A 23,436-nucleotide genomic window follows, 5' to 3' on the forward strand; every position below is an offset into this window, starting at 1 on the left:
CCGATCAGTCGTGCGTGTAGACGCAGACGATCTTCTCGGGAGTTCTCTTCTCTACCTTCACGAACCCGAACCTCTCGAACTGAACGGTATCGGATTTCTCAGAGAGGATGGCATCCTCGACCAGCCCTTTGGCGACGGAGCGTCGGTCATGAGGACCTCGCAGGCACGGAGCTCCTGGAGACCCACTGAACGGCCTTCATCTTCCCGCCGCGCACTCCGGAGACGTCGTTCCCGGCGAACTTCGCGGGGGTGGAGTAATCGAGGTTGCAGAGGTCCTTCAGCCTGATCTTCTTGTCCTTCGAGAATTCGGCGGAGTCCTTCTCGGTGATGAAGACGGTGAAAGGAGATTTGAGGTCGTACTCGCGGAAGCCCTTCGAGGGGTCGTCGGGCAGCAGAGGCGCCTTCCCTTTGATCTCCTGCGCTCCCTCGATGTCGTAGCGGACGGGGTCGCGGACGAAGAAGTACCTGCTGCTGATCGGGTCGATGATGTCCCTGTTCATGCTGTACAGGCCGTCCCATGAGAAGTTGATGTCCACGGATTTTATCCCGCTCTCGACCCAGTAGCGCCTGATGGCCTCGGGCCTGATCCCCCTGCGCGCCAGGGCGCGGACGGTGCCGGTCCTGACATCGTCCCAGCCGGTGTACTCCCCTTTCCTGATGCTCTCCTTGATGAGGGAGGTCTTGAGCACCGTGTCCGGAATGTGCACTAGCCCGTAGTGGATGTACTCGGGCTGCTTCCAGCCGAAGTAATCGAAGATGTACTTCTGCCTTAGGGTGTTGTTGAGGTGGTCCTTCCCCCTGATCACGTGGGTCATGCCCATCTCGTGGTCGTCCACGGCCACGGACAGGTTCATCATGGGATACAGGCGGTATTTGTCCCCGGTCCTGGGATGGGGGGTGTCCACCGCCCTGAGGGCGACGAAGTCCCTGATGGCGGGGTTGGGGTGGGCGATGTCCGTCTTCACGACGGCGATGGCATCCTCGAAGCCGGGAGCGCCCTCCATCAGCTTGTCGTACCTCTCAAGCTGCTCGTTCACCGGCAGGTCCCTGCAGGGGCAGGCCGTCTTCTGCTCTTTGAGGGACCTCCATTTCTCCGCATCGCAGGTGCACACGTAGGCGTGCCCCTGCTCGATCAGCTGCTTCGTCACCTTGTAGTAGAGCTCGAACCTGTCGGACTGGATGTAGGAGCGGTCGATCCTGACCCCCAGCCAATCCAGGTCCTCGGGGATGGTGTCGTACGCATCGGGGTCGATCTTCTCGGGGTTGGTGTCCTCGAACCTGAGGATGAGCTTGCCGCCGTACCTCTTGGTGTACTCGTCGTTGAGGACGGAGACCCTGGTGTGCCCGATGTGCAGCGGGCCGGAGGGCCCGGGGGCGATCCTCATGACCGTCTTGCCCTTCTCGGCGTTCTCCAGGTCGGGAAGCTCGTAGGTCCTGACCTTCTTCTCCTTCACGAGCATCTCGGGAGCGGTCTCCTCCAGCTCCTTCCTCTGGGCCTCCGGAGCCATGGCGTTGACGTCGGCGACGATGCCGCCGATGGTCTCGTTGAGCCCGGCGACGTCCCCGCGCAGCTCGGGGTGCGAGCCGAGGATCTTCCCTGCGATGGCCTTGGGGTTGGCCTTGCCCTTGAAATTGACCGCGTTCTGCAGCGCGAGCTTCCTGATGGTGTCCTCTATGGGCTCTGACATGATGGCCTTCGAATCGCGCGCGCCTATTAATACAGTTCCGCGGAACCGTCCGCGGGCCCTGGCTGGAGGCCGGGGCCGGAAGGCGCGGACTTCAGTGCAGATAGGGCGCGCCGACGGCCTTCAGCTTGGAGGCGTCCCCGCCGTACCATTCGCGGAAGGACTTCCCGGATGCCTGCACCGCCCTGCCGAGGTCCCTGAAGAAATCGGGGATCTGGGACTCCTTCACGGCACCGAGAACGTCCCCGAGGCGCTCCTTCCCGCGGACATGGGAGCCGTTCACGGAGACCTCGAACGCAGGCTCCCCGTCCACCGGCGCGCAGCCCTTCAGGCCTATCGCGCCGAGCTGCTGCGCTGTGCATGACGAAATGCATCCGGAGATCCTCACCATCGGGAGAACGCCGTCGGCGAAGCCCTCGGCCCTCTCCATCTCTATGAGCCTGGTCAGGAGCCCGTAGGAATCGCGGAGGCCGATCTGGCACACCGTGTTCCCGATGCAGGACATGGACGACTCGAAGAGGGTGCGGGACCCGTCTGAGGTGACAGCGGCGATCCTGTCGGCCTCGGCGCCGGTGAGGTTGATGACGTACAGCGTCTCGTTCGGGCCGACGCGGACCTCCGCCTCGTCGATGGGGGAGACAGCTTCGCTGATCTCGACGAACTTCGACGGCGCGATCCTTCCGCCTATCGGGTGGTACACCACATAATAGAGCCCGTTCCTCGCCTGCGGGCGGGCCCTCGGGTCCTTGGGGACGGTGCCGTCTCCCCTCTTGAACCAGAGGATGTGGTCGGGGAAGACCTTGGGAACGGTCTCGTCCTTCTCCGCCTCGGCGAGGCACTCTTTGAATTTCTCGATGTAACCGTCATCGCCGAGCGTATCGCGAATGTAGCGCACCCTGGCCTTGGAGCGGTCCTGGTAGTTGCCGTATTTCATGAACATGCGGACCATGGCGGCCAGGTAGTCGCAGAGGTCCTCCGGGTCCGCTCCCTCGGATACGAGGAGACCCAGCTTCGGGTTCGCCCCCAGGCCGCCTCCGCTGTAGACATCGAACTTCCCGTCGGCCTTGGCCACGAAGCCGAGGTCCCTGGCGGTGGCGTCGGTGATGTTCTCGAGGGTGTTGGAGAATCCCACCTTCAGCTTCCTGGGGAGCTTCTTCCCCTCGACGTAGTTGAGAAGGTATCTCGAAGCGCATTCCGCGTACGGCTGCACATCGAACGGTGCCTCTATGACGCCGGAGAGCGGGGTCGCGGTCACATTCCTGGGATAATCGCCTCCGCCGCCGTAGGTGAGTATCCCGTGGTCGGCCGCGCTGCCGATGATCTCCACCGCCGCCGGCCCCGACAGGCCGTGAAGCTGGACAGACTGGCAGGTCGTTAAGTGCACGAGCGACGGGCTGTACTCCCTGATGCAGCCGGCGATGAACGCCATCTTGTCCTTCGTTATGCGCCCGCCGGCCAGTCTGAGGCGGACCATGCCCTCTTTCGCTCCGCGCTGCGCATAGGTGCCGAACCCGCCGGAGATGCCCTTGTACTCCTTGACGGACATCTTGCCCGAATAGAATGCCTGCGACGCCTCCGAGAGCTTCGGAAGCATCGCCTTGTATGTCTCGGAATCCATGGCACTCATATCGCCGATGGGGTTCATGCCGTTTTCCGAGAAGAACAGAGAAAGAAAGGGCCGGCCCCTCCCGGAGGAGGGGCCGAAAAATGTTTGGGAAACGGTTTCCGAGGTCGGAACAGCCTCACTGGATGCCAAGCATCTTGTAACGCTCTTCGCGGCGTCCCTTCCAGTAGGCCTTGAACTCCCTCTTCGCCTCGCTGAGCTCCTTCTCCTTCTGGGCGAGGAGGGCCTGTCCCGCCTCGTCGAGCCTTCCGATCCTGTTGTCGTCCCTGAGGGGCTTGATCTCGGCCTTGAGGGCATCGAGCTTCTGCTCCCTCTCGGCGACTCCGCGGACGGTCTCCTCCTTGAACTTCTTCACATCCTCGTCGGAGGTGATGACGTCGCCGGTCTGAGCGTCCACAGTCCCGGAGGGGACGGGGTTGAGGTTGGTTCCGTCGGAGTTGATGCCGTGCTTCCTGGTGAGGAACCCGGGGCCCTTCCAGCTCCAGCTGCCCATGAGGTGCATGAGGGCAGGGCTGACGTAGCCGACCATGAGCAGGCCGTCGATGAGGATACCGAACCCGAGCGCGAAGCCGAACTCCCTCAGCATGGAGGAGTTGGCGATCAGCAGTGTCAGGAAGGTGCCTCCCATGATGAGGGCGCACAGGCTGATGACCGGTCCGGTGGTCCTGATGGCGCTGTCGATGGCCGCGTCGTTGGACATGCCGCGGATCTTGTTCTCCCTGATCTTGGTGGTCATGAAGATCTCATAGTCCATACCGAGCCCGAGCAGGACGACGAACAGGACGATCGGGATCAGCCAGATGACAGGCGTGTCGAGCAGGACGGCGAAGACCACCCTTGTCAGGGCGACGGTGATGATGACGCTCAGCAGGATGGTCACTATGGCCCTGATGGGGGTCAGGTAACTTCCCAGGATGAAGAACAGCAGGCAGATCAGCAGGACCGCGACGACGACCCTGATGAAGCTGAACTGCTCCTCGACATCGTCCATGATGAACTGCATCGAGGCCGACGTTCCGGCCACGTACGATGCGTTCCAGTCGGAAGCATAGACTGAGTCGTAGCTGCTGTCGCCGCTGTGCATATCGTCCAGCAGGTCGTTGACGAAGTCCATGGTGTTGGCCGACATGGGCTTCTCGTTGGTGACGATCATGATGCTGACGTACGACCCGTTAGCGGACACAATGCCGGTGGCGTAGTTCAGTATGTAATCGATGATGTTGGAGACGGTGATCGCGCCGGTTACGGTCGTACCGGACATGGTGACCGCAACAGTCTGCGTAGGCGCCATCGAGTTGTAAGGCGATCCGGTGCCGACGAGCTGCGATACAGCGCTCTGGACTGCGGACGGCATCATGCTGACGAGAGTGGCGTTGACGAGAGCAGGCGTGGGGGTTCCGCCGGCAGCAGCGATCTGGGATGCTGCGGTCGCATACAGCACGGTCCACGAGTTGAGACCGGAGGCGGAGCCGATTATGCTGCTGTACTTGCTCTGGATCTCGTTGGTCATCGTCATTATGTCGACGACGGTTCCGGAGGCTGACATGGTCGTTGAATCGACAGTGAGCCCGGCAGACGACCAGACCAGGTACGGAAGCCTGGTGGAGGTCGGGTTCCCGGAAGAACCGAGCGCATATGCGTAATCGTCAGAGGAAGTGCTTACGCTCTGGACCGCGCTCTCCTTGAGGTCGAGGACCAGGTATGTGGGCATGATCATGCCGCCGTCGGTGGCATCCATGATGGCGTTCAGGCCGTCCACCGATTCGGAGTCGGGCTCGACGCTGATCATATCGGCGGAATCCTCAGACTCGGCATAGTACCAGACGCTGGGGACAGCGACGAGGATGAGCACGGCGACGATAGGCGCAGCGTATTTGTGGGTGTTCCTGGAAAGCCAGGTGAAGTACCTCTTGGAGATGGAGGACAGGTGAGCGTGGAGCCCCCTGACCTTGCCCTTCTTGACATTGGCCTCGTTGTCCTGGTATTTCTTGATGCTGTTGGGCCAGAAAATCTTCTCCCCAAGCAGGTTGATGAGCGAGGGAATGAAGGTCAGGGCGGCGAACAAGGCAACGACGATGGAAAGCGCCAGTATGATGCCCATTGTCCTGACGAGCGAGTAGTCGCAGATGGCCAGGCAGGCGAATCCGATGACGACGGAGACACCGGAAGTGAAGACGGACTCCCCGCCCCACATGATGGCCTCCCTGAGGGCGGTCTGGTGGTCTTTCCCGAGCTTCCTCTCGTCGCGGTAGCGGGTCATGATGAAGATCGCATAGTCGCAGCCCGCTCCGAGCATGACGACGAGGATGAGGATCTGGGTGATGTAGAATATCCCGATCATGTTCCCGATGACGTACAGGAGGAGCAGGACGATACCGTAGGACATCCCGACGACCGCCGGCGGGATGACGGCGGTGACGATAGCATAGAAGAACAGACCCAGCAGCACGAAGATGAGAATGATCGACATGGGATCGATCTTGGAGACATCCTCGGTCGACGAGGTCATGGTGTCGTGGGTGAGCGCATCGTTCCCGGTGACATAGGTGTTGAGAGCATCGGCTCCGGAAACAGCATTGACGGAGTTTTTGACTATGCTCCTGATGTTCTCTGTCTCATCGACCACATCATAATCCTTGTCGGTGCAGCCGATGGCTATCAGCTCGATACCCGGATACCCGGTCGAGTCTTTAGAATATGATCCGTAATCAGAGACGGTGAAGCCCTTGTCCCCGAGCTCAGCGCTCATGCGGGAAGCAAACTCCGTATAGACAGCACTGGCAAGAGCTGCCTCCTCGGCATCATCGTATGAGATGACGAGGATCTCCGAGAGATCGATTGTGTTCGTGAAGTATTCATCAATGATGTCCTGACCTTCGGACGCCTCGTTGGATGAGCCCGGCAGCTCGTTCATGTCGTAAACGAGAACGTCGCCGCTCTTGAGCCCGAAGGGCAGGGCACAGCAGAGAACCACGATCAAAGCGCGATGATCGCTTTGGAGTGTTTCATGACTGTGTCCGCAAGTTTGGAGAACATGGTTTCACCAATAGGGCGGGGCTATTTTTTAACTCTATAAATATATTTTGAACATGGTCAAAAAATAAATCTGTTCAACGATTGATAATCTTTCTGAGGCAGCGTGTCAGCGGTTCGTTTTCGATATAATCTATATATACTTGAACTATTGAAAAGTGATTTGTACGGAAATTTTGATAAAAAATGTTTGAGCCTGCTCAAATTTAAATAGGGTCTGAACATGGGGAATCCCGATATGCAGGGAACAGCGGAAGGCAAGGCAGCCAAGAAATCCGCAGAGGAAAAACGCGAGGAGGCGCGCGACAAGATCAAGATGGCGGCAGTGGAACTGTTCTATCTGAAAGGATATGAGAACACCACCACCCGCGACATCGTCCTGAAGACCGGCATACTCAACGGCAGCATCTACAACCGCTTCAAGAACAAGGAGGATATACTGCTCAGCGCGGTCACGGACGCCCTCCATGACTTCCTGGAGGACTCGAAGAACGTCTTCAGCAAACTTGACGACCCAATGAGCGCCATCATCCTCCCGGCGGCCATTGAGCTCTACCTCGCAAGCTCCTCCCCGAGGCTGGCGGACATCATCTACAATGCCCACCGCTCATGGGCGGCAGTATGCGAATATGTGGATATCTATGAGGAATGGTTCAACGAGGTCTTCAGCGACCTGATGAATGGGATCAGGAACCCGCAGATATTCAGGGTAAGGGTATCCGCCATCATAGGCGCCGTCGGGAATGTGTGCGCCCAGTATGCGCACGGGTTCGACGGAGACTACCGCGGCGTCCTCAACACCATGGTGAGGGTCGCCAGTTCAACGATGGAGATCCCTGTGTTCAACATCACCGAGCTGGTGGACAGGATCGCGAACATCGTCGAGTCCGGGGACGTGTACCTGGGCGGGCGCAAGATATCCGAGATCATCAGCTGCCTACCGAAAACCGATTAAACGCCGCGCCCGATAGCCTGAGCATGACAATCGACCTAGAGGGCGCGGTGAAGGTCTCCGAGAAGATCGACCCGGACGGGTACGGCGCCACGAGGCACATGCAGGCAGACCAGAGCGCCACCTTCCTGTTCGAGAACCTCAACGGGGGAAGGGCCGCCGGGAACGTCTACTCCACCAGGGAGAAGATCGCCATGGCCATGGGGATCCCCAAGGACAGGCTCGTGTTCCATATCATGGACGCCATGGCCAAGCCCGAGGCGACCGAGAATACCGATTCTCCCGCCTTCAAATACCAAGAGCTTCCGCTGGACCTCACCAAGCTCCCGATCGTGAAATACTTCCCGAAGGACGCCGGCAGGTACATCTCCGCCGGCATCGTCGTATCGCAGTTCGGCGGGAAGAGGAACGTATCCTACCACAGGATGCTCATCCGCGGGAAGGACGAGATCGGGATCAGGCTGGTCCCCAGGCACACCTTCACGCTTTACAACGAGGCCAAGGCTGCAGGGCAGGACCTGAAGATATCCATATGCATCGGGGCGCCCGCCGAGGCGATGGTCGCCGCCGCGCTTTCTGTGGACTACGGAGTCGATGAGCTCACCATCGCCTCCGCGATGCACCTGAAGGGCCATGGAACAAGGCTCAGGACCGCGGTATGCTCCAACGGCATCGAGGTACCGGCCGACTGCGAGTATGTCCTTGAAGGAAGGATCACCTCGCAGACGGCGCCCGAGGGGCCCTTCGTAGACATCGCCGGCACCTACGACTCCGTCAGGGAGCAGCCGATTGTGAAGATCGAGAGGATCTGGGCCAAGAAGGACCCGGTCTTCCAGTTCCTCCTGCCCGGAGGCTGGGAGCACTTCCTGCTCATGGGAGTCCCCAGGGAGCCTGTCATCTTCCGCACCGTCCGCCAGGCGGTGCCGAGGGTGAAGAACGTGAGGCTCACAGAAGGGGGCTGCTGCTGGCTGGACGGCGTGGTCTCCATCGCCAAGAACAAGGAGGGCGACGGGGTCAACGCCATCATGGCCGCCTTCACCGGCCACACTTCGATGAAGAACGTCATAGTGGTCGACGACGACATAGACATCTTCGACGACAGGGAGGTCGAGTGGGCGGTGGCCACCAGGATGCAGGCCGATAAGATCATAAAGATCCCCGGCGCGGCAGGCTCGTCCCTCGACCCCTCGGCCGGGAAGACCACCTGGAAGGTCGGGTTCGACGCGACCCTCCCGATGGGCGCCGACAGGGCCCCCTTCGTGAAGGCCACCGTGCCCGAGAAAGACGGAGCCTGAGCAGAAAAGGCGCCGGCAAATCCGATTGAACCATCGCGGAAGCAATCTGATTGGCAGAAAGGTGCCGGGAGACGCACATCTTCCCAGCACTTTGTTCATTCTGCGCTGTTCAGGCGGAGGCTATGATGTATCTTCGCAAAGATGTACAGCAGCAAGGCGATATGTGCGGTCAGTATAGACAGCGCGATTGCCAGACCGGCGTGCTCTGAGAAGCTCTGGCCCATGGTCGCGTAAATGACGGCCAGTACCGCCATCAGGGCGAATGATGCTGCCCATGTGCATGCCACGGCAACCTTCCAGGGCATGCAGCCTGGATAGCGCCTGCAGCACGCTGAGATGCAGAAATAGATGACGATCATCAGGAAAATGAACAGGCAATAGCATTCTAGGTTCATCTTTCACATCACAGAGAATCTATCTCCTTGCCGAATATTTGATGATTCTCCGCTGTGTTTGTACAGTTCTTCAATACTGCAAGATTTTCTTTGCCGGGCAGAAGATCACTGCCGGCCTGAGCAGTTCCCTTTCCGGGGAACTGCGACCATCGAGATATCGCTGCGGGCCTTCTTGTCGGCGTCGGATTCCAGTTCCCCGAGGAAGACCTTTCCGGCGATCTCCGCCGCATCCTCTCCGCCGTGTCCGGAGTACACGGTCACGCCCATTTTCTCGAGGCGGGATATCCCGGCAAGGCAGACTTCGCCGCCGATGAGGACATCTATAGAGAACGGAGCAAGTAAATCGATAGCAGGGTTGTGACCTGGCCTGCAGGTCCTCTCCACCGTCCGGACCTCAGCTTCCCCGCTGTCTCCGAAATCGAAGATGGTGAACTCCGGGGATGTTCCGAAATGCTTGAAGACGAGCCCGTTCTCGGTCGAGACGGCGATGCGCATGCCCCGTAATCGGTTCGGACGGTATAAATCGGATATGCTTCCGTGAACGGCAATAATAAAATACATTGTGTCAATTAATAAGCATGAATCCCGGAAGGGCATCGGTCTTGATCCTAATTGCGGCGGCCGCCGCTGCCGCACTCGCTGCAGGGGCGTTCTTCTTCCTCGGCGATGATGATAGCGGCGAAGAGGGGACCGTGGTCTACCACGGCAACGGCGGGCTCACCGCCGACGGCTCTGACACCTATGAGGTCCGCGGCGATACAGTGTCGGCTAACGATTTCGTCAATGAAAATGAGCTTTTCGCCTCCTGGAACACCGCAGCTGACGGCTCCGGGCAACTGTTCAACACCGGAGATCATATAGACTCCGGAGGCAGGATCGACCTCTATGCCCAATGGGGAGTGACGGCGGCGTTCGCAGGCACCGAGGACAGGAGCAGCATCAGGTTCTACATCGCCGAAGGGCTCGGGACCTCGTCGGAATCCTATCAGCAGGCGGACGGCGCCGTGCCGCTCCCGAACGACGGGAGCGCCACCCTCCTGATCATGGGGAACGGGAGATGGTCGTACGATGCTGATACCGGGGCCTTCTCGGGCAGGTACACCTCCGGAGGGACGGCGTACACCTGCACCCTGGGCCTCGAAGTTAACGGCGCGGAGATATCCCAGGCCTAGCTTTTCGAAGGAAGGTGGCCGGCGTTCGACCTCGCGTACAGCGGGCCCGTGACCGGGACCGTACTGTGGACGGAGACACCGGCCTGAAACGGCCGGCTGGTCCCCGTGAAATGGAAAATTAGATTCAGTTCCACCAGTCGGAGCGGCGGCAGATGGTCTGGTCCCTCTCGGGTCCGACAGAGATGATGTCGGCAGGCACCTTGGTCTGCTCCTCGATGAACGAGATGTAATCCTTCATCTCCTTCGGGAGCTCGTCGTAGCCGCCTTTCACGACCGCCTCGGTGTCGTCCCAGCCTTTCCAGCCTTTGAACTCCTTGTAGACGGGCTTCGCCGCGCTCAGCTTCTGCAGCGATGCGGGATAGTGCCTGGTCCTCTCTCCGCCGATATCGTACTCGTAGCATACAGGGATGGTGTCCACATCGTTCAGGACATCGATCTTGGTGACCGCGAGGGAATCGAACCCGCACAGCATGTTGGCGTGGTTGACAACCACCAGGTCCAGCCAGCCGCACCTCCTGCCCCTTCCGGTGGTGACGCCGAATTCGCCGCCCTTCTGCTGCAGCTTCTTCTCATCCTCGCCTTTCAGCTCGGTGACGAACGGCCCCTCGCCCACGCGGGTGGTGTAGGCTTTCACCACTCCCATGACCTTGTTGAGGCGTTTGGGCGCGATGCCTGCGCCGGTGCAGACGCCCCCCGGCCATGGTGGAGCTGGAGGTGACGTACGGATAGGTCCCGTGGTCGATGTCGAGCATGGCTCCCTGAGCTCCTTCGAACATCACGTTCTTGCCGGCGTCGAGGGCGTCGTTGACGAGGACGGAGGTGTCGCAGATGTATTTACCGAGCTTCTGCCCCCAGCCCTCCATCTTGGCCAGGAGCGATTCGGGAGTGCAGCAGCAGACCTCCGTGCCCATCATCTTCATGAGGTCTTTCTTATAGGGCAGGAGGAGCGAGATCTTGTCCTTCAGGGTCTCCTCTTCGAGGAGGTCGCCTGCGCGGAACCCTATCCTGGCTATCTTGTCCTGGTATGCCGGCCCGATGCCTTTCTTGGTGGTCCCCACCGCCTTGCTGCCGCGGTACGCCTCCTCGGCCCCGTCCAGCTTCTTGTGGTAGTTCATGATGAGCGCGGCGCGGTCGGAGATGCGCAGGCCGTCCACGTTCCCGCCGTTCTCCTCCACCTGGCTGATCTCCTCGAGGAGCTCCTCCATGTTCACGACGGTGCCGTTCCCGATCACCGCGAGCTTCCCCGGCCTCACCACTCCCGACGGGAGGCCGTGGAGCTTGAACACGCGGTCGCCGACCACGATGGTGTGGCCGGCGTTGTTGCCTCCCTGGAAACGCACGATGAGGTCCGCGTCCCCGTCGAGGTAGTCGATGATCTTTCCTTTACCTTCGTCCCCCCACTGGGAACCGAGAACGGCTAGGCTGGGCATGGTATCGCGGTTCGCTATCCCCTTCATCCATTTATAATTAAACTGCTGACGCGGGGGCCTTCACAGGCCGATGGTATCGCGGGCGGCCTGAACGGCCTCCGGCGGCACCCTGGACAGGCTGGTGACGTAGGCGCACCCGAGGCGGGGGTTGAGCAGGCCGATGTTGGAGATGCGCTCCAGATCGGGGTCCCCGGACTCCCTGCACATGACCAGGCGGACCAGCAGCCTCATGGTGCGCTCCGGGGGCAGGGGGTCCTGCGTCACGCTCATGTCCCAGATGCACGCATCCGTGAGGAAGTGCCCGAACCCTGAGCCGATCCTCTCCCCGTAGCCGGCCCCGAACGAGAACCCTATCCTTTTGACCGGGCCGTTGTTCCCGAAGAACCCGACGGTGCGCCGGACCATGGTGGCGATGTTCGAGCAGGTGCGGTCATCGGCGCGGACCCTCGCCGGACGGTACCCTCCGGCGGCGCCGGCGGCCAGGCGGCAGGCGCAGTCGGCCGTGTACGGCTCGATCTCCTTCCCGTAGGCGCAGGCGATGCCGTCCTCGAAGGCGTCGGCCTTCGAGACGGTGCCGTAGAGCCCCGTCCATCCGGGGGCGCAGTCCTGGAAGGCGGTGCGCTCGGCCTCCTTGAGGCAGGCGTCCCGCTCGCCGTAACTGTACCCGCTCATCGCGCTGAAGAGGCTGAAGCAGGACAGGAGGCAGACGGCCCCTTCGACTATGTCCCCGGGGAGGTTGTCCTGCCCGATGTACCTGCCGTCGTTGAACGCCAGGGGGACGGGGTCGAAGATGCCTGCCTTCAGGAGCCCTCCGGGCGGCTGCGGGAAACCGCGGACGCCCTCGGCGATGCCGGCCATCAGGCCTCCGGCGCAGGAGGCCGGCGCCCCATCTCTTTGTACAATGAGATGACGTCCTCGGAGTCCAGCTCCGTGATGAACGATGTCGGCGAGAAGTGCGTCTTCGAGGACGGAGCGTACCCGTTCAGCCTCTCCACGAACTCGTCGAGGTTGGGCGGCGAGAGCTTGGTGAACGATGACAGCTCGCTCATGTCGTACAGGAAGGGCGTGGAATCCACCTCGCCCTTCCACAATGCCAGCATCTTCCCGCATTTCCTCTCGGAGGCGGTCCCGGCCGGTCCATGCGGGAGATCAGCGCCTTATCGAACAGGGGCCCCAGCCAGAACGGGCCGAGGGGATGCTCGGGGTCGCGGGTGCGCGATGTCCCCCTCTCCAGGGTCGAGCGGTCGTATTTCATATATCCCAGATGGGAGAGCATCTCGTCGCAGGCATCGGCGCCCGGGACCAGCTGCACGTAGGTGCGGTAGTAGTGGTCGGCGTAGAAGGACAGCAGCGGGCGCATGCCCATATCGAACTTCCCGAGCTCCCTGGCTATGCTGCACATCAGGATGCGGAGCCCGCCCTCGTGGCACATGTACCCGCGGACCGGCTCGCACTGGTAGCGGCGGCGGCATTTGCCGAGCTGGGCGCCGGCCAAGGGGGCCGTGTCGGTGGCGGTGACCGCCAGCACGGCATGCTTCCTGCATCCCCCGATGGCGGGCTGGATGTAGAGGGACGGGGACCCGAATGGGTCCAGGTCGACGTAGTCGAACGATTCCTGCGCCAGCAGGACGCGCATGTCCGCATGGCTGGAGCGGCAGTTGGACAGGCCGTTCAGCTCTATGTTCGCGTTTATGTAAGGTATAGCGTTCTCATCGAAGTCGTTGGCGACTACCTCGGTCCCCGGCACCTCGTTGGCGATCCTCACCGCCCTGGAGCCGGACGCGGTCATGGCGTCGCAGACGGTCATCGACGGCTTGCCGAGCGCGCGGAGGAGCATGACGCTCACGTCGCGGTTGAAGCTCATCTGCTCGTTGAAGAACACCGTCCCGGCGACGATCCTGCCGGGACCGTGGACGGAATGGACCTCCGGAACCAGTATCTTGGTGGAGCCCTCGGTGATCACCGTGCCCGGCGGCATCAAAGCATTTCACCGTTCATGAGGCTCATGATCTTGTGAGGGAGCAGGTTCCTGTTGATCGGAGTGACCTCGAAGATGCGGATGTCGTCCCGTCTCCTGATGTCCTGCAGGAGAGGGTTCCTGGATTTCTTGTGGAGCGTGATGATCATGGGCTTGTCCACATCGAGCGCCTCTTTGACGGCGTCCACGAAGCCCTCGCTCTCGACCTCGACCTTGCCCACTTCGTCGATAACAATGACGTCCGCGTTCTCGCAGGCGCTTTTTATAGCTTCCACTGCCACGGATTCGAAGCTCGCCAGGTCCACACCGAGGTTGCCGACGGTGATCCTGCTCTCGATGTCAGGTTTGGCGAATGTGACTTTCTCCCCGTTTCCGAGGTTGCAAACGCTGATGCCTATCTCATGCCTGCCGTCGGTGATCTTCTCGTCGATCATGCCGCCGACGGTCACGTTCTTGCCTAGCATCTCGATGACACGCTTCAAAGTGTAGGTCTTCCCAGATCCGGGCAGGCCAGTAAGACCTATTTTGATGTCGTTCACCATGCGATTATTCCCCATAGGGAATAGGATTTAAAGTATAAATACTGTAGTCGATATGCGCCGTTTCCGGCCCTTCCGAACTGACAGATACTGGCATTTTTCCGCGGACGGCAGGCACTGACAGGACATTCGGCCCATTCCCGGCCTCCGGCTCAGATGTGTTTTAAAACCCTCACTCTTTCCCGGCATGCTCGACGGAGACGATGTACATCAGGGGATAGCCCAATTCCGCATCGTACCCCATCCGGGCCACCGCCCTCTCGTTCCCGATGCGGATGACGACCTCGGCCTCGATCATGTCCCCGGCGAGGGAGGCGTACGAGTACTGGTCCTCCTTGTCCCCGGGCTCGGCGCGGATGGACACCTTCGCGGACTCAACGTACGGCTGGACGCGGATGCATTCCTCGATCGAACGTGCCAGATCGTCCTTGGTGGATCCCCTGAACGGGGTGCCGACGAACTGATGGTAAACGGTGGCGAGCTTTATCCCCGCCTCAAAGCACGCCCTCTCCGCATCGCCGCATCCGAACCTGGACGATGCCAGAGCCTCACGGTCCATGGGATGCGGAAGACCGTGCACCGTTGTTAATCTTTCGCGACCCTGTTCCGCAGGAGGGCGCGGGAGGGCGAAGCTTTTAACGTAGACCTGCAGTGAAGTTGCCCAGATGGAAACCGTAGCTGAGAGAATCGCGCAGCTGAAGAAAGAGAAGAACGCGGTCATTCTGGCCCATAACTACACGCTGCCCGAGGTGCAGGACCTCGCGGACTTCGTGGGCGACAGCCTCGGCCTTTCGAAGAAGGCCGCGGAGACGGACGCCGACATCATCGTGTTCTGCGGCGTGTCCTTCATGGGCGAGACCGCCAAGATCCTCAGCCCCGGCAAGAAGGTGCTCCTCCCCGAGCCCGAGGCCAAGTGCGCCATGGCCGCCATGTGCTCCGCGGACCAGATCCGCCAGGCGAGGAAGATGTTCCCCAAGGCCGCAGTGGTGGCCTATGTCAACACCTCCGCCGACACCAAGACGGAGGCGGATTACTGCTGCACCTCGGCCAATGCCCTGAACGTGGTGAAGGCCGTGCCCGAGGACGAGGTCATCTTCGTCCCCGATGCGAACCTGGGGCGCTATGTGAAGAAGAACTGCTCCAAGACCGTGCACCTGTGGTCCGGGTTCTGCCCCGTCCACCAGTGCATAACCTGCCGGCAGGTGGAGGCCCTGAAGGCGATGCACCCCAAGGCCGAGGTCGTGGCGCATCCCGAGTGCAGGCCGGACGTGCTCGACATGGCATCGTTCGTCGGTTCCACGGAGGCGATCCTGAACCACTGCCGGGATTCGGAGGCGGAGGAGTTCATCGTCCTCACCGAGATGGGCATGGGGCACAGGCTCGAGAAAGCGTGCCCCGGGAAGAAGTTCTACTTCACCGAGCAGTCGCTGTGCATGACGATGAAGATGATCTCCCCCGAATCCGTGCTCGAGTGCCTGGAGAAGGAGAGCAACGAGGTCGTCCTGTCCGAGGATGCTGCCAGAAAGGCGTACGTCCCGGTGAAGAGAATGACCGATATCCTCGGCTGACGTCCGGACATCTTCCTTTAACCCCGCCCCGCTATCAAGGGGCGGGATGCCGGATGAAGAGATTCCGAGCTGATCCGTGATGAGCCCTATGAGTGCCGACGCGTCCCAGCGGGTTCAGTCCTCTTCGTACGCGGCGGTGTCCGCGATGGTCCCCTCGCCGGGGTCCGATGCCTGCCCCACGAATGCGAGGAGGTCGGACAGCTTCATGCCGTCCGACCAGCGCAGGACGAAGTTCCCACCTTTGGTGATCTCCACCTTCGGGATGCGGTCCCTGAGCATCTGTATCCTGCCGATGAGCTTGGACTCGGACGGCAGCGTGAAGATCCTCCACGGGTCCCCGCGTACGCCTTTGAGGCGGTAGGCGTAGATCGGGATGACATGGCACCTGTCGCACTCATCGAGCATGCGGACGGCCTGGTCGCGGAGGCGCTCGCTCTTGCTCAGGTACAGGATGTCGTTCTCCGAGCTCTTGACCTCCACCGGGAAAGAGAAGTCCCAGCGGAGCGCGACGAGGTCCACCCCGAGGGAGCCGGCCGCGCGTATGACCATGAAAGGATGGTCCATGGTGGAGCAGTACGCCGATGTCTCCTCATCGTCGCAGGTCTTGACCATCTTGGTCACCGTACCGGGGTCCCCCGTGAGGAGGTACTTCAGTTCGCGCTCGTAAACATCGCCCGGTGCTGCCATGATAAATGTGCCAGAGTTTTACGGATATTAAAACAGAAGCGGCAGGGGTGGCCGATTCTGACCGAATCTGGCCCCTGCGCCGCGGGCATCACGGGGTGAGCCTGCTCAGGTCCCTCGGGAACAGGATGGCCTCGCGGACGTTGGGGAGGTCGAGCATCTTCTCGACGAGCCTGTCGATCCCCATTCCCCATCCGCCGTGGGGAGGCATGCCGTACTTGAGGCGCTAGGTAGTCCACGAAGTCGTCGGGGTTCAGGCCCTTCTTCTTCATCCTGGCGACGAGCACATCGTACCTGTGCTCCCTCTGCCCTCCGGAGACGATCTCCTGGCCCTTGTAATCGAGATCGAAGGAGTAGGAGTAGGGGGTCCCGTCCTTCTCCATGATGTAGAACGGCTTGGCCTCCTCCGGGTACTCGGCGATGAAGTACAGGTCGATGCCCTTCTCCGCCATCTTCTCGCCGACGATCTTCTCGCCCTCGGTCCCGAGGTCGTCCCCGTCCTTCAGGGGGAGGCCGGCGTCCTGGACCATCTTAAGGCACTCGGAATATGTGAGGATGGGGAACGGCGCCTGCTGCACTTTGATCTCCTTCCCGAGGAGCGCCAGCTGCGGGGCGCACCTGTCCCTGACGGCGGCCAGGACGCTGCTGACGATCTCGGAGATGAGGCTCATGACCTCCTCCTCGTTCTTTATCCAGCAGTATTCCGCGTCGAATGATGTGAACTCGGTGACGTGCCTGGTGGTGTTGGACTCCTCCGCCCTGAACGCGGGGCCGATCTCGTAGATGCGGTCCATCCCGGTGGACATGAGCATCTGCTTGTACAGCTGGGGGCTCTGTGCCAGGAAGGCGGGCCTCCCGAAGTAGTCGACCTTGAACAGGGTCGCGCCGCCCTCGGCCCCCGCGGCCGCGATCTTGGGGGTGACGACGTTGAGGAACGCCCTCGACTCCATCGCCTCGCGGACTGCCGCGGTGAGGACGGACCTGATCTCGAAGACCGCCCTGACCTCGGGCTTCCTGAGGTCCATGAACCTGCTGTTCAGGCGGGTATCCATTTCGACGTTGACCTTGTCCACGACTCCCAGGGGGAGCGGGGCGGCCGCCCTGCTGTGCACGATGCACTCCGACGGGATGAGCTCCACGCCGAGGGCGGTCTGCTTGCTGGGCTTGACCTCTCCGGTGACCGAGACCACGGACTCCCTGGGGAGCTTGGTCATGAGATCGAAAAGCCCAGGCTCGATCTTCTTCTTGGGAAGGGTGATCTGCAGGGTCCCGTAGCGGTCCCTGAGGATGATGAACGAGATACCGCCCATGTTCCTGGTGTCCTGGATCCAGCCGTTCACGGTGGCCTGGCCCTCGGTTCCGGCTATGCTTGAGGAATTCCTGACTTCTGCCATGTTAACATATCCCGCTATCGCGCACAGTTATAAAACCGCTTCAGCAGGGCGCGGCGCGGCAGGACGGGATTTATGCGGGGAACAGGACGCGCAGAACGGAACGTTCGGACGGGCCCCGTGCACGCATCCACGCATCTGGCACATATGACATCCGTGCATACGGCATTAACCTTATAACGGCGGAGCGGATGGCGTCGGACATGAAGTTCACCGGGACCGGCATGCTGAGCGGGATGCTGAGCGTCATGCTCAGCAGGGACGAGACATTCAGATCTCCTGCGCCCCGCCTGATATACATGTCCGGGAACACCCGCGCGGTCCCGGAGACCGGCAGGCTCTCCGGCCTGAGGCGGCTCATCTCGGACTCGTTCATCCCCATGGTGGTCTATTCCACCGAGGGGGATCCCTGCACCGTGACCGTCGGCCCTGCTTTCCCGGGAGAGGTCTGCGACCTAGACATAGGGGAATCCAAATGGATCGTCCAAAAGGACTCGGTCCTCGGCGCCGGGGACGGGGTGGAGATCACCAAGCACTCGGAGGAGCACGTCGACGACCCCCGCCTCGGGACGGACGGCCTGGTCCTGGCCGAGCTCTCGGGCACGGGCACCGCCTTCATCAGCACCGTCGGCAACGCCTTCACCCTCGAGCTCCGCCCCGAGCAGCATTACACCGCGTCCGTGGCGCACACGGCTGGATGGCAGGCTTCGGTCAGGGCCAAGGTCTACGATGCGGACGGCTGGGAGGGAGTGACCCTCGTCGATTTCAAGGGGCCCGGGAAAGTGATCCTCCAGAGCCTCAGCCCCAGGAGGACGACCCTGCTGGGCAGCGGGCCCGATACCGACCGCAGACTCCTCTGAGGTTCTTCTCTTCTTTAACTTAAATAAGGACGAACCGCAAATCTATTTAATGTCGTGCCCCTAACACCGAACCAATCGGTGAATCCATGACTGACAAAGTCACTGTATCCATTATCAAAGCCGACATCGGATCCGTCTGCGGCCACATGGCCCCGCACCCGGCGATGATGCAGGCCGCCAAAGACATCCTGACAGACAAACAGAAGCAGGGCATCATCGAGGACTTCTACGTCACCCGCGTCGGCGACGACATCAACCTCTACATGACCCACTACAAGGGCGAGGGCAACAAGGAGGTCCACACCGCGGCCTGGGAGTGCTTCCAGGAAGCGACCAAGATCTCCAAGCGCATGCACCTCTACGCCGCCGGTCAGGATATCCTCACCGATGCTTTCTCCGGCAATGTCAAGGGCGCCGGGCCCGGATCCGCCGAGATGACCTTCGAGGAGAGGCCCTCCGAGCCCCTCCTGTTCTTCATGGCGGACAAGACCGAGCCCTCCGCCTATTCTCCCATACTCTCGAGGATCTTCCTCGACCCCTTCACCACCACCGGCCTCGTCATCGACAAGAGGGCCAAGATGGGATTCGATGTAGAGATCCAGGACGTCATGGACCACAAGAAGGTCGTCATGTCCTCTCCCGAGGAGACCCTCAGCATCCTGAGCCTCCTGGGCGACACCTCCAGGTACGCCATCAAGAGGATCAGCAGCAGGGCCGGCCTCGGCCCCGCCTGCGTCGTCTCCACCGACAAGCTCAACATGACCGCCGGCAGGTACGTCGGCAAAGACGACCCCGTCTGCATCTGCAGGTGCCAGAGCGGGTTCCCCTCCGTCGGGGAGTACACCCAGGTCTTCAACAACACCTGGCTGGTCGCCGGATGGATGAGGGGATCGCACATCGGCGCGTTCTACCCCTGCTCTCCCGAGGAGAGCAACCCTGTCTACTTCGACGGGCCTCCCCGCATCTGCGCCCTCGGGTTCCAGCTGAACAACGGCCACCTCCAGGGACTCGAGCCCGAAGGGGCCAAGGGCGGCGAGCACAAGCCCGTCGACTTCTTCGGCAACTCCACCTGGGACACCGTCAGGGCAGATGCCATGCGCGCCTGCAAGCTCATGAGGAGCCAGGGACCCTTCCAGCCTTCGATCCTCGGCGCCGAGGAGATGGAATACACCTCCAGGCCCCAGGTCCTCGAGGACCTCAAGAAGAGGTTCGAGCCTCTTGACTGAGACGGGCAAGCACGTCATAGCAGTCAACTTCAAGGCCTACCCGCAGGTCGACGGGGAGGGCGCTGTCCGGCTGGCGCAGATGTGCCAGCAGGTCTCCGAGGAGACCGGCGCCCTCATCGCCGTCTGCCCTCCGATGGTCTCTCTGCAGGCCGTGGCCCGCTCGGTGGACATACCCGTGTTCTCCCAGAGCCTCGACGACCGCGCACCCGGGTCGCGACCGGTTGGGTCACCGCCCCCATGGTGAAGGCGGCCGGAGCGGCCGGGACCCTGATCAACCATTCGGAGCACAGGGTGCCGGCGGACGCCGCCGGGAGGATCGTCTCCGCGGCCAAGCAGGCAGGCCTCATGACCTGTGTATGCGCCGCCGACGTCAGGGAAGCGGCCGCCATGGCCGCCCTCTCCCCCGACTACGTCGCTGTCGAGCCGCCCGAGCTCATCGGCGGGGACATCAGCGTCACCACGGCGGACCCGGCGATAGTCTCCGGCACCGTCGAGGCCGTCGCTGACGCAGGACGCGGGGTGCGCGTCCTCTGCGGGGCCGGCGTCAAGAACGGAAAGGATGTCTCGAAAGCGATCGAGCTGGGCGCCGACGGCGTCCTCATCGCCAGCGGCGTCGTCAAAGCGGCCGATTGGCATGCCGCCCTCTCCGACCTCGCGTCGGGCCTCTGAAACCTCTCCGCGGCAATGCCGCGGCTTCTTTTCTCTTCGATTGATGCGTCCGCGGTGCACCGCTGACTGCCGCATGCTCCCATTAAGTTCCTGATATCCTCCGTATGCACATGCGGAGATCCGTCGTGCTAACTGCGTTCCTGGCAGCGCTGCTGCTGTTCCCTTCGGCGCTGTCCGCCGATGGCTCATCGGGCGCAGGAGGGGAGACGTTCCGTATCGAGGCGGCTGATCCTTCCGGAGAGGGGTTCGCGATTGCCAACATCGGCGGCTCCGAAGCATCGCTGTCCGGCTGGAGCATCACGGACGGCGAGGGCACGCTCTCGTTCTCCGGCATAAAGGTCGCTCCCGGTTCATCGGCGGTATTCTGCAAGGACCCAGACGGCTGCAGGCTGGGGTCCGGGGACAACTGCATCTCATATTCAGAAGCAGGCACCAGGAAGGGGTCCCTCGTCCTGGCGGACGGCGGCGACGAGCTCATCCTCATGCATGGAGATGCCGTCGCAGACAGCGTCTGCTGGGGCTCCTCCAAAGGGGCGTCCGGATGGTCTGGGACTCCGGCGACGTGCCCTTCCGGGCATTATCTGAAACGCATCCCCGGAGAAGATACTGGCACATCATCGGATTGGAAATCTGCGAAGCCGGGATGGACCGAGTTCACGTTCCCGGGGGACGGCCCGTACGAGGCCGACGTGACCCCGTTCTCCTTCCCTGAGAGCGGCGGAGAGCCCGTCTACCGTCTGCTGGAATCCGCCTCGCGCACCGCGGACATCTGCATCTACCTTATATCCTGCCCCAACACGGTCGCGCTGCTGGTACAGCTTCAGAGCAGGGGGGTGAGCGTCCGCGTCCTCGCGGAGGCCGAACCGTTAGGGACCGACATCAGCACCGAGATCTCCCTCCTGGAGTCCCTGCGCCGGACAGGAGCCGATGTCCGGCTGATAAACCACGCGACGCCGCCCAGCGCTACATGTACGTCCACAGCAAATACGCCGTGATCGACGGCGAGAAGACCGTCATAACCTCGGAGAACTGGACCTCCGGAAACATGGGGTTCGGGAACGGCAACAGGGGCTGGGGCGCTGTCATCGACAGCACGGAGTACGCTTCGTGCATGGAGGAGGTCTTCGAGAACGATTTCTCCGCCGGATTCGGAGACACCGTCACCCTGGCATCTGCGTATCCGGATGCGAAGCCTTACCGCGGAGACCTCTCGTACGAGCCTCCCGATGATGTACAAAGGGAGAGCTTCAGGTCCCTCGTCTACCCGATATTCTCCCCGGACGATTCGTTCTCCGCTATGAAGGAACTGATGGGATCCGCCGAGGAGAGGATCTACGCGGAGGAGATGGACCTCGGAAGCTCCCTGAGGACCGTATCGGGGGATTCCCCCGTGTCCTGGATGGCGGCGGCCGCCGTCAGAGGGGTCGAGACTAGGCTCATACTCGACGCATCAACCTCCTCCGGAGATGCGGAGACCTTCGCCAACCTGATGAACCAGACGACGAAGGTCCGCGCGAAGGCGGTCGACGGCGGGCAGGGGTTCTCCCTGATCCACAACAAGGGCGTCGTCATCGACGGAGGGGTTTGGGTGGGGTCTGTGAACTGGACCGAGAACTCGTTCCTGAGGAACCGCGAAACGGCCGCCTTCATCGTCTCGGAAAGCGTGTCCGACTTCTTCGCCGGCCTGTTCATGTCCGACTACGGCATGGATTCCGAGGACCTGGAGGAGAACGGCCTGGAACTGACGGCGGATGTCGTGGACACAGGCGGAGGCAGGCGCTCCGTGGTCCTGCGGACGTCAGGCCCCGAGGGCTCCTCTTACATCTGGAACATCGACGGCGACATCAGGAGGTCTGAGCATCCGTCCGCGATGTTCAGCGTCTCCCCGGGGCATCACACCGCCTCGGTGACGCTGGAAGGGACGGAGGTATCCCAGACGGCGGAATTCGACGTCCCGTCAGAGGACGGCCTGTCCGGGTGCATCATCTATTTAACCGCGGCATCAGTCATCCTCGTCGGAACGGCCGCTGCATTCCTGCACGGCCGCAGGGGGAACAGGGGACGGAGATACGGAGGGCAAGGCCCGGGGAATCTGAACGCATATACGCGCTGGTGAACTCCTCCCTCGACCAGTACTTCCTGCCTTCGGTCGTGGATTACTTCATGCTCCAATGGCCGTTCGGCCAGTTGGTCGCCGTCGACCCGCTCGGAAGGATCGTCGGATATCTGGCAGGAGCCGTCTCGGGGAGGGGAGAGCGAACATCGCCCTGTTCTGCGTCGATTCTTCCTGCCGCGGCAGAGGGATAGGCTCCGAACTCCTTGAAAGATTCAGGACCGAGGCGAGGATGGACGGGGCGACCTCCATCCAGCTGGACGTCCGCGAGACGAATCCCGCCGCCATCCGCTTCTACAGCCGCCGCGGGTTCATGCCGATTGAGCGCATGGAACATTTCTATGATGACGGCGGCACAGGGATCAGGATGATCGCATCGGTATACGGCGGCAACAACTGATGCATAACGTCTCCCGTAGGGCCCGTCCGTTTTCAGGCCATCTCCGGTTCGGCGGAGGACATGAGCTTTTGTGTCGGCCGATCGGCACCGCATCATCTCAGCCAGACGCTCAGGAACGGCAGTATATGGCCGAACCTATCTCCGTCCGGCAGCCTGTCCGAGAATGCCAGCCTGTATTTCACCACTTCGCCGAGGTCATCTATGTTATCGGGATGCCGCACGCGCCGGTTCAGACTATCATCGAAGGAGGGATGCTCTCTATCAGTATCGGATCGTCCACAGGCCCGATCCTCCCTATGAGGCCCTTCACATCGGTCTTCTCCCTCGGGAACATCCAGACATGCCCTTCGATGTACTCGGGGCGGTCGCTGCGCAGCTCGTCGAACAGATGCGCCATCGGTTCGTAGGTGCCTCCCTGGGAG

Annotated in this window: 23 protein-coding genes and 3 pseudogenes; 11 read left to right on the forward strand and 15 right to left on the reverse strand. The window is 61.5% G+C overall.

The annotated features are described in order from the left end of the window. Positions 1-4 precede the first annotated feature (4 nt). The 4 genes from AUQ37_RS13475 to AUQ37_RS03340 all read right to left on the reverse strand — a co-directional run bounded on the left by AUQ37_RS13475 (position 5) and on the right by AUQ37_RS03340 (position 6,283). On the reverse strand, positions 5-163 hold the full coding sequence (locus tag AUQ37_RS13475) for a hypothetical protein (RefSeq protein WP_394325618.1): 159 nt from the start codon (positions 161-163) through the stop codon (positions 5-7). Beyond that, positions 147-1,688: a glutamate--tRNA ligase gene (locus AUQ37_RS03330; protein WP_201013699.1), complete on the reverse strand. Its 1,542-nt coding sequence runs from the start codon at positions 1,686-1,688 to the stop codon at positions 147-149. The genes AUQ37_RS13475 and AUQ37_RS03330 overlap by 17 nt, the downstream gene beginning before the upstream one ends. A 91-nt stretch (positions 1,689-1,779) precedes the next feature. Continuing rightward, entirely contained in the window at positions 1,780-3,303 is a 1,524-nt protein-coding gene (locus AUQ37_RS03335) for a nitrite/sulfite reductase (RefSeq protein ID WP_058747418.1), read from the reverse strand. A 124-nt stretch (positions 3,304-3,427) separates the two neighbouring features. Beyond that, positions 3,428-6,283 carry an MMPL family transporter gene (locus tag AUQ37_RS03340; RefSeq protein ID WP_201013700.1) on the reverse strand — a complete coding sequence of 952 codons (2,856 nt, stop codon included), beginning with the start codon at positions 6,281-6,283 and terminating at the stop codon, positions 3,428-3,430. A gap of 297 nt (positions 6,284-6,580) precedes the next feature. On the opposite strand from AUQ37_RS03340, the gene AUQ37_RS03345 reads away from it, so the two are divergent. Both AUQ37_RS03345 and AUQ37_RS03350 read left to right on the forward strand, forming a co-directional pair. After that, positions 6,581-7,297: a TetR/AcrR family transcriptional regulator gene (locus AUQ37_RS03345; RefSeq protein ID WP_058747401.1), complete on the forward strand. Its 717-nt coding sequence runs from the start codon at positions 6,581-6,583 to the stop codon at positions 7,295-7,297. 23 nt (positions 7,298-7,320) lie between these two features. Further along, positions 7,321-8,589, forward strand: coding sequence for a UbiD family decarboxylase (locus AUQ37_RS03350; protein WP_058747402.1), 1,269 nt, complete (start codon positions 7,321-7,323; stop codon positions 8,587-8,589). A 95-nt stretch (positions 8,590-8,684) separates the two neighbouring features. On the opposite strand, the gene AUQ37_RS03355 is transcribed toward AUQ37_RS03350, so the two are convergent. Next, on the reverse strand, positions 8,685-8,948 hold the full coding sequence (locus AUQ37_RS03355) for a hypothetical protein (protein WP_157844266.1): 264 nt from the start codon (positions 8,946-8,948) through the stop codon (positions 8,685-8,687). 141 nt (positions 8,949-9,089) lie between these two features. After that, positions 9,090-9,479: a NifB/NifX family molybdenum-iron cluster-binding protein gene (locus AUQ37_RS03360; RefSeq protein WP_058747404.1), complete on the reverse strand. Its 390-nt coding sequence runs from the start codon at positions 9,477-9,479 to the stop codon at positions 9,090-9,092. A gap of 107 nt (positions 9,480-9,586) precedes the next feature. Here AUQ37_RS03360 and AUQ37_RS03365 point away from each other — a divergent pair, with 107 nt between their 5' ends. Then, complete coding sequence (locus AUQ37_RS03365) at positions 9,587-10,156, forward strand: InlB B-repeat-containing protein (RefSeq protein WP_082662385.1); 570 nt, start codon at positions 9,587-9,589, stop codon at positions 10,154-10,156. Between the two features lie 124 nt (positions 10,157-10,280). On the opposite strand, the pseudogene AUQ37_RS13480 reads toward AUQ37_RS03365, so the two are convergent. From AUQ37_RS13480 to AUQ37_RS03395, 6 genes and pseudogenes are all read right to left on the reverse strand, one after another. Further along, positions 10,281-11,586, reverse strand: a pseudogene (locus tag AUQ37_RS13480) (adenylosuccinate synthase). Between the two features lie 60 nt (positions 11,587-11,646). Continuing rightward, complete coding sequence (locus tag AUQ37_RS03375; protein WP_058747406.1) at positions 11,647-12,444, reverse strand: hypothetical protein; 798 nt, start codon at positions 12,442-12,444, stop codon at positions 11,647-11,649. Continuing rightward, positions 12,444-12,662 carry a hypothetical protein gene (locus AUQ37_RS12875; protein WP_255354873.1) on the reverse strand — a complete coding sequence of 73 codons (219 nt, stop codon included), beginning with the start codon at positions 12,660-12,662 and terminating at the stop codon, positions 12,444-12,446. Before AUQ37_RS12875 ends, AUQ37_RS03375 begins: the two co-directional genes overlap by 1 nt. Then, positions 12,632-13,564 carry a N2,N2-dimethylguanosine tRNA methyltransferase gene (locus AUQ37_RS03385; RefSeq protein ID WP_058747408.1) on the reverse strand — a complete coding sequence of 311 codons (933 nt, stop codon included), beginning with the start codon at positions 13,562-13,564 and terminating at the stop codon, positions 12,632-12,634. Before AUQ37_RS03385 ends, AUQ37_RS12875 begins: the two co-directional genes overlap by 31 nt. Next, positions 13,564-14,106 carry an NTPase gene (locus AUQ37_RS03390; RefSeq protein WP_058747409.1) on the reverse strand — a complete coding sequence of 181 codons (543 nt, stop codon included), beginning with the start codon at positions 14,104-14,106 and terminating at the stop codon, positions 13,564-13,566. The genes AUQ37_RS03385 and AUQ37_RS03390 overlap by 1 nt, the downstream gene beginning before the upstream one ends. A 169-nt stretch (positions 14,107-14,275) precedes the next feature. Continuing rightward, positions 14,276-14,662: a dihydroneopterin aldolase family protein gene (locus tag AUQ37_RS03395; RefSeq protein ID WP_058747410.1), complete on the reverse strand. Its 387-nt coding sequence runs from the start codon at positions 14,660-14,662 to the stop codon at positions 14,276-14,278. A 106-nt stretch (positions 14,663-14,768) separates the two neighbouring features. Between AUQ37_RS03395 and nadA the strand changes: the two genes are divergently transcribed. Next, the gene (nadA, locus tag AUQ37_RS03400; RefSeq protein ID WP_058747411.1) at positions 14,769-15,671 is read left to right on the forward strand and encodes a quinolinate synthase NadA; all 903 of its coding nucleotides are present in this window, start codon (positions 14,769-14,771) and stop codon (positions 15,669-15,671) included. Between the two features lie 114 nt (positions 15,672-15,785). Here nadA and AUQ37_RS03405 read toward each other — a convergent pair whose 3' ends face one another. Next, positions 15,786-16,358, reverse strand: coding sequence for a Holliday junction resolvase (locus tag AUQ37_RS03405; protein ID WP_058747412.1), 573 nt, complete (start codon positions 16,356-16,358; stop codon positions 15,786-15,788). An 88-nt stretch (positions 16,359-16,446) separates the two neighbouring features. Then, positions 16,447-17,749, reverse strand: a pseudogene (gene aspS, locus AUQ37_RS03410) (aspartate--tRNA(Asn) ligase). A 188-nt stretch (positions 17,750-17,937) separates the two neighbouring features. On the opposite strand from aspS, the gene AUQ37_RS03415 reads away from it, so the two are divergent. The 7 genes and pseudogenes from AUQ37_RS03415 (at position 17,938) to AUQ37_RS03440 (ending at position 23,014) form a co-directional block, all read left to right on the forward strand. Then, positions 17,938-18,606 (forward strand): AIM24 family protein, encoded by a 669-nt coding sequence (locus AUQ37_RS03415; RefSeq protein ID WP_058747413.1) that lies wholly within the window; start codon positions 17,938-17,940, stop codon positions 18,604-18,606. 86 nt (positions 18,607-18,692) lie between these two features. Further along, positions 18,693-19,832: a fructose-1,6-bisphosphatase gene (locus tag AUQ37_RS03420; RefSeq protein ID WP_058747414.1), complete on the forward strand. Its 1,140-nt coding sequence runs from the start codon at positions 18,693-18,695 to the stop codon at positions 19,830-19,832. Continuing rightward, positions 19,825-20,501, forward strand: a pseudogene (tpiA, locus tag AUQ37_RS13485) (triose-phosphate isomerase). The gene AUQ37_RS03420 and the pseudogene tpiA overlap by 8 nt, the downstream one beginning before the upstream one ends. A 125-nt stretch (positions 20,502-20,626) precedes the next feature. Further along, a complete protein-coding gene (locus AUQ37_RS03430) occupies positions 20,627-21,496 on the forward strand; it encodes a hypothetical protein (protein ID WP_162262201.1) in 870 nt (289 codons plus the stop codon). After that, positions 21,469-22,617, forward strand: a complete 1,149-nt coding sequence (locus AUQ37_RS03435) for a phosphatidylserine/phosphatidylglycerophosphate/cardiolipin synthase family protein (RefSeq protein ID WP_058747416.1) — start codon at positions 21,469-21,471, stop codon at positions 22,615-22,617. Before AUQ37_RS03430 ends, AUQ37_RS03435 begins: the two co-directional genes overlap by 28 nt. After that, positions 22,614-22,808 (forward strand): hypothetical protein, encoded by a 195-nt coding sequence (locus tag AUQ37_RS12100; protein WP_235584882.1) that lies wholly within the window; start codon positions 22,614-22,616, stop codon positions 22,806-22,808. The genes AUQ37_RS03435 and AUQ37_RS12100 overlap by 4 nt, the downstream gene beginning before the upstream one ends. Then, positions 22,769-23,014, forward strand: a complete 246-nt coding sequence (locus tag AUQ37_RS03440) for an N-acetyltransferase (RefSeq protein WP_235584881.1) — start codon at positions 22,769-22,771, stop codon at positions 23,012-23,014. Before AUQ37_RS12100 ends, AUQ37_RS03440 begins: the two co-directional genes overlap by 40 nt. A 229-nt stretch (positions 23,015-23,243) precedes the next feature. Here AUQ37_RS03440 and AUQ37_RS09880 read toward each other — a convergent pair. Further along, a partial coding sequence (locus AUQ37_RS09880) for a hypothetical protein (protein ID WP_235584880.1) occupies positions 23,244-23,436 on the reverse strand: 193 nt, incomplete at its 5' end.

It is taken from the genome of Candidatus Methanomethylophilus sp. 1R26, from assembly GCF_001481295.1.
Taxonomy (GTDB): Archaea; Thermoplasmatota; Thermoplasmata; order Methanomassiliicoccales; family Methanomethylophilaceae; genus Methanomethylophilus.

Bases quoted from the DNA above. Each gene is read 5' to 3' on its own strand.
- AUQ37_RS03375 (WP_058747406.1), bottom strand. From the start codon at position 12,444: ATGGCCGGCATCGCCGAGGGCGTCCGCGGTTTCCCGCAGCCGCCCGGA.
- AUQ37_RS03415 (WP_058747413.1), top strand. From the start codon at position 17,938: ATGGCGTCGGACATGAAGTTCACCGGGACCGGCATGCTGAGCGGGATG.
- AUQ37_RS03435 (WP_058747416.1), top strand. From the start codon at position 21,469: ATGTACGTCCACAGCAAATACGCCGTGATCGACGGCGAGAAGACCGTC.
- AUQ37_RS03345 (WP_058747401.1), top strand. From the start codon at position 6,581: ATGCAGGGAACAGCGGAAGGCAAGGCAGCCAAGAAATCCGCAGAGGAA.
- AUQ37_RS03335 (WP_058747418.1), bottom strand. From the start codon at position 3,303: ATGGATTCCGAGACATACAAGGCGATGCTTCCGAAGCTCTCGGAGGCG.
- AUQ37_RS03360 (WP_058747404.1), bottom strand. From the start codon at position 9,479: ATGCGCATCGCCGTCTCGACCGAGAACGGGCTCGTCTTCAAGCATTTC.
- AUQ37_RS03350 (WP_058747402.1), top strand. From the start codon at position 7,321: ATGACAATCGACCTAGAGGGCGCGGTGAAGGTCTCCGAGAAGATCGAC.
- AUQ37_RS03385 (WP_058747408.1), bottom strand. From the start codon at position 13,564: ATGCCGCCGGGCACGGTGATCACCGAGGGCTCCACCAAGATACTGGTT.
- AUQ37_RS03395 (WP_058747410.1), bottom strand. From the start codon at position 14,662: ATGGACCGTGAGGCTCTGGCATCGTCCAGGTTCGGATGCGGCGATGCG.
- AUQ37_RS03405 (WP_058747412.1), bottom strand. From the start codon at position 16,358: ATGGCAGCACCGGGCGATGTTTACGAGCGCGAACTGAAGTACCTCCTC.
- AUQ37_RS03390 (WP_058747409.1), bottom strand. From the start codon at position 14,106: ATGGTGAACGACATCAAAATAGGTCTTACTGGCCTGCCCGGATCTGGG.
- AUQ37_RS03330 (WP_201013699.1), bottom strand. From the start codon at position 1,688: ATGTCAGAGCCCATAGAGGACACCATCAGGAAGCTCGCGCTGCAGAAC.
- nadA (WP_058747411.1), top strand. From the start codon at position 14,769: ATGGAAACCGTAGCTGAGAGAATCGCGCAGCTGAAGAAAGAGAAGAAC.
- AUQ37_RS03420 (WP_058747414.1), top strand. From the start codon at position 18,693: ATGACTGACAAAGTCACTGTATCCATTATCAAAGCCGACATCGGATCC.
- AUQ37_RS03355 (WP_157844266.1), bottom strand. From the start codon at position 8,948: ATGATCGTCATCTATTTCTGCATCTCAGCGTGCTGCAGGCGCTATCCA.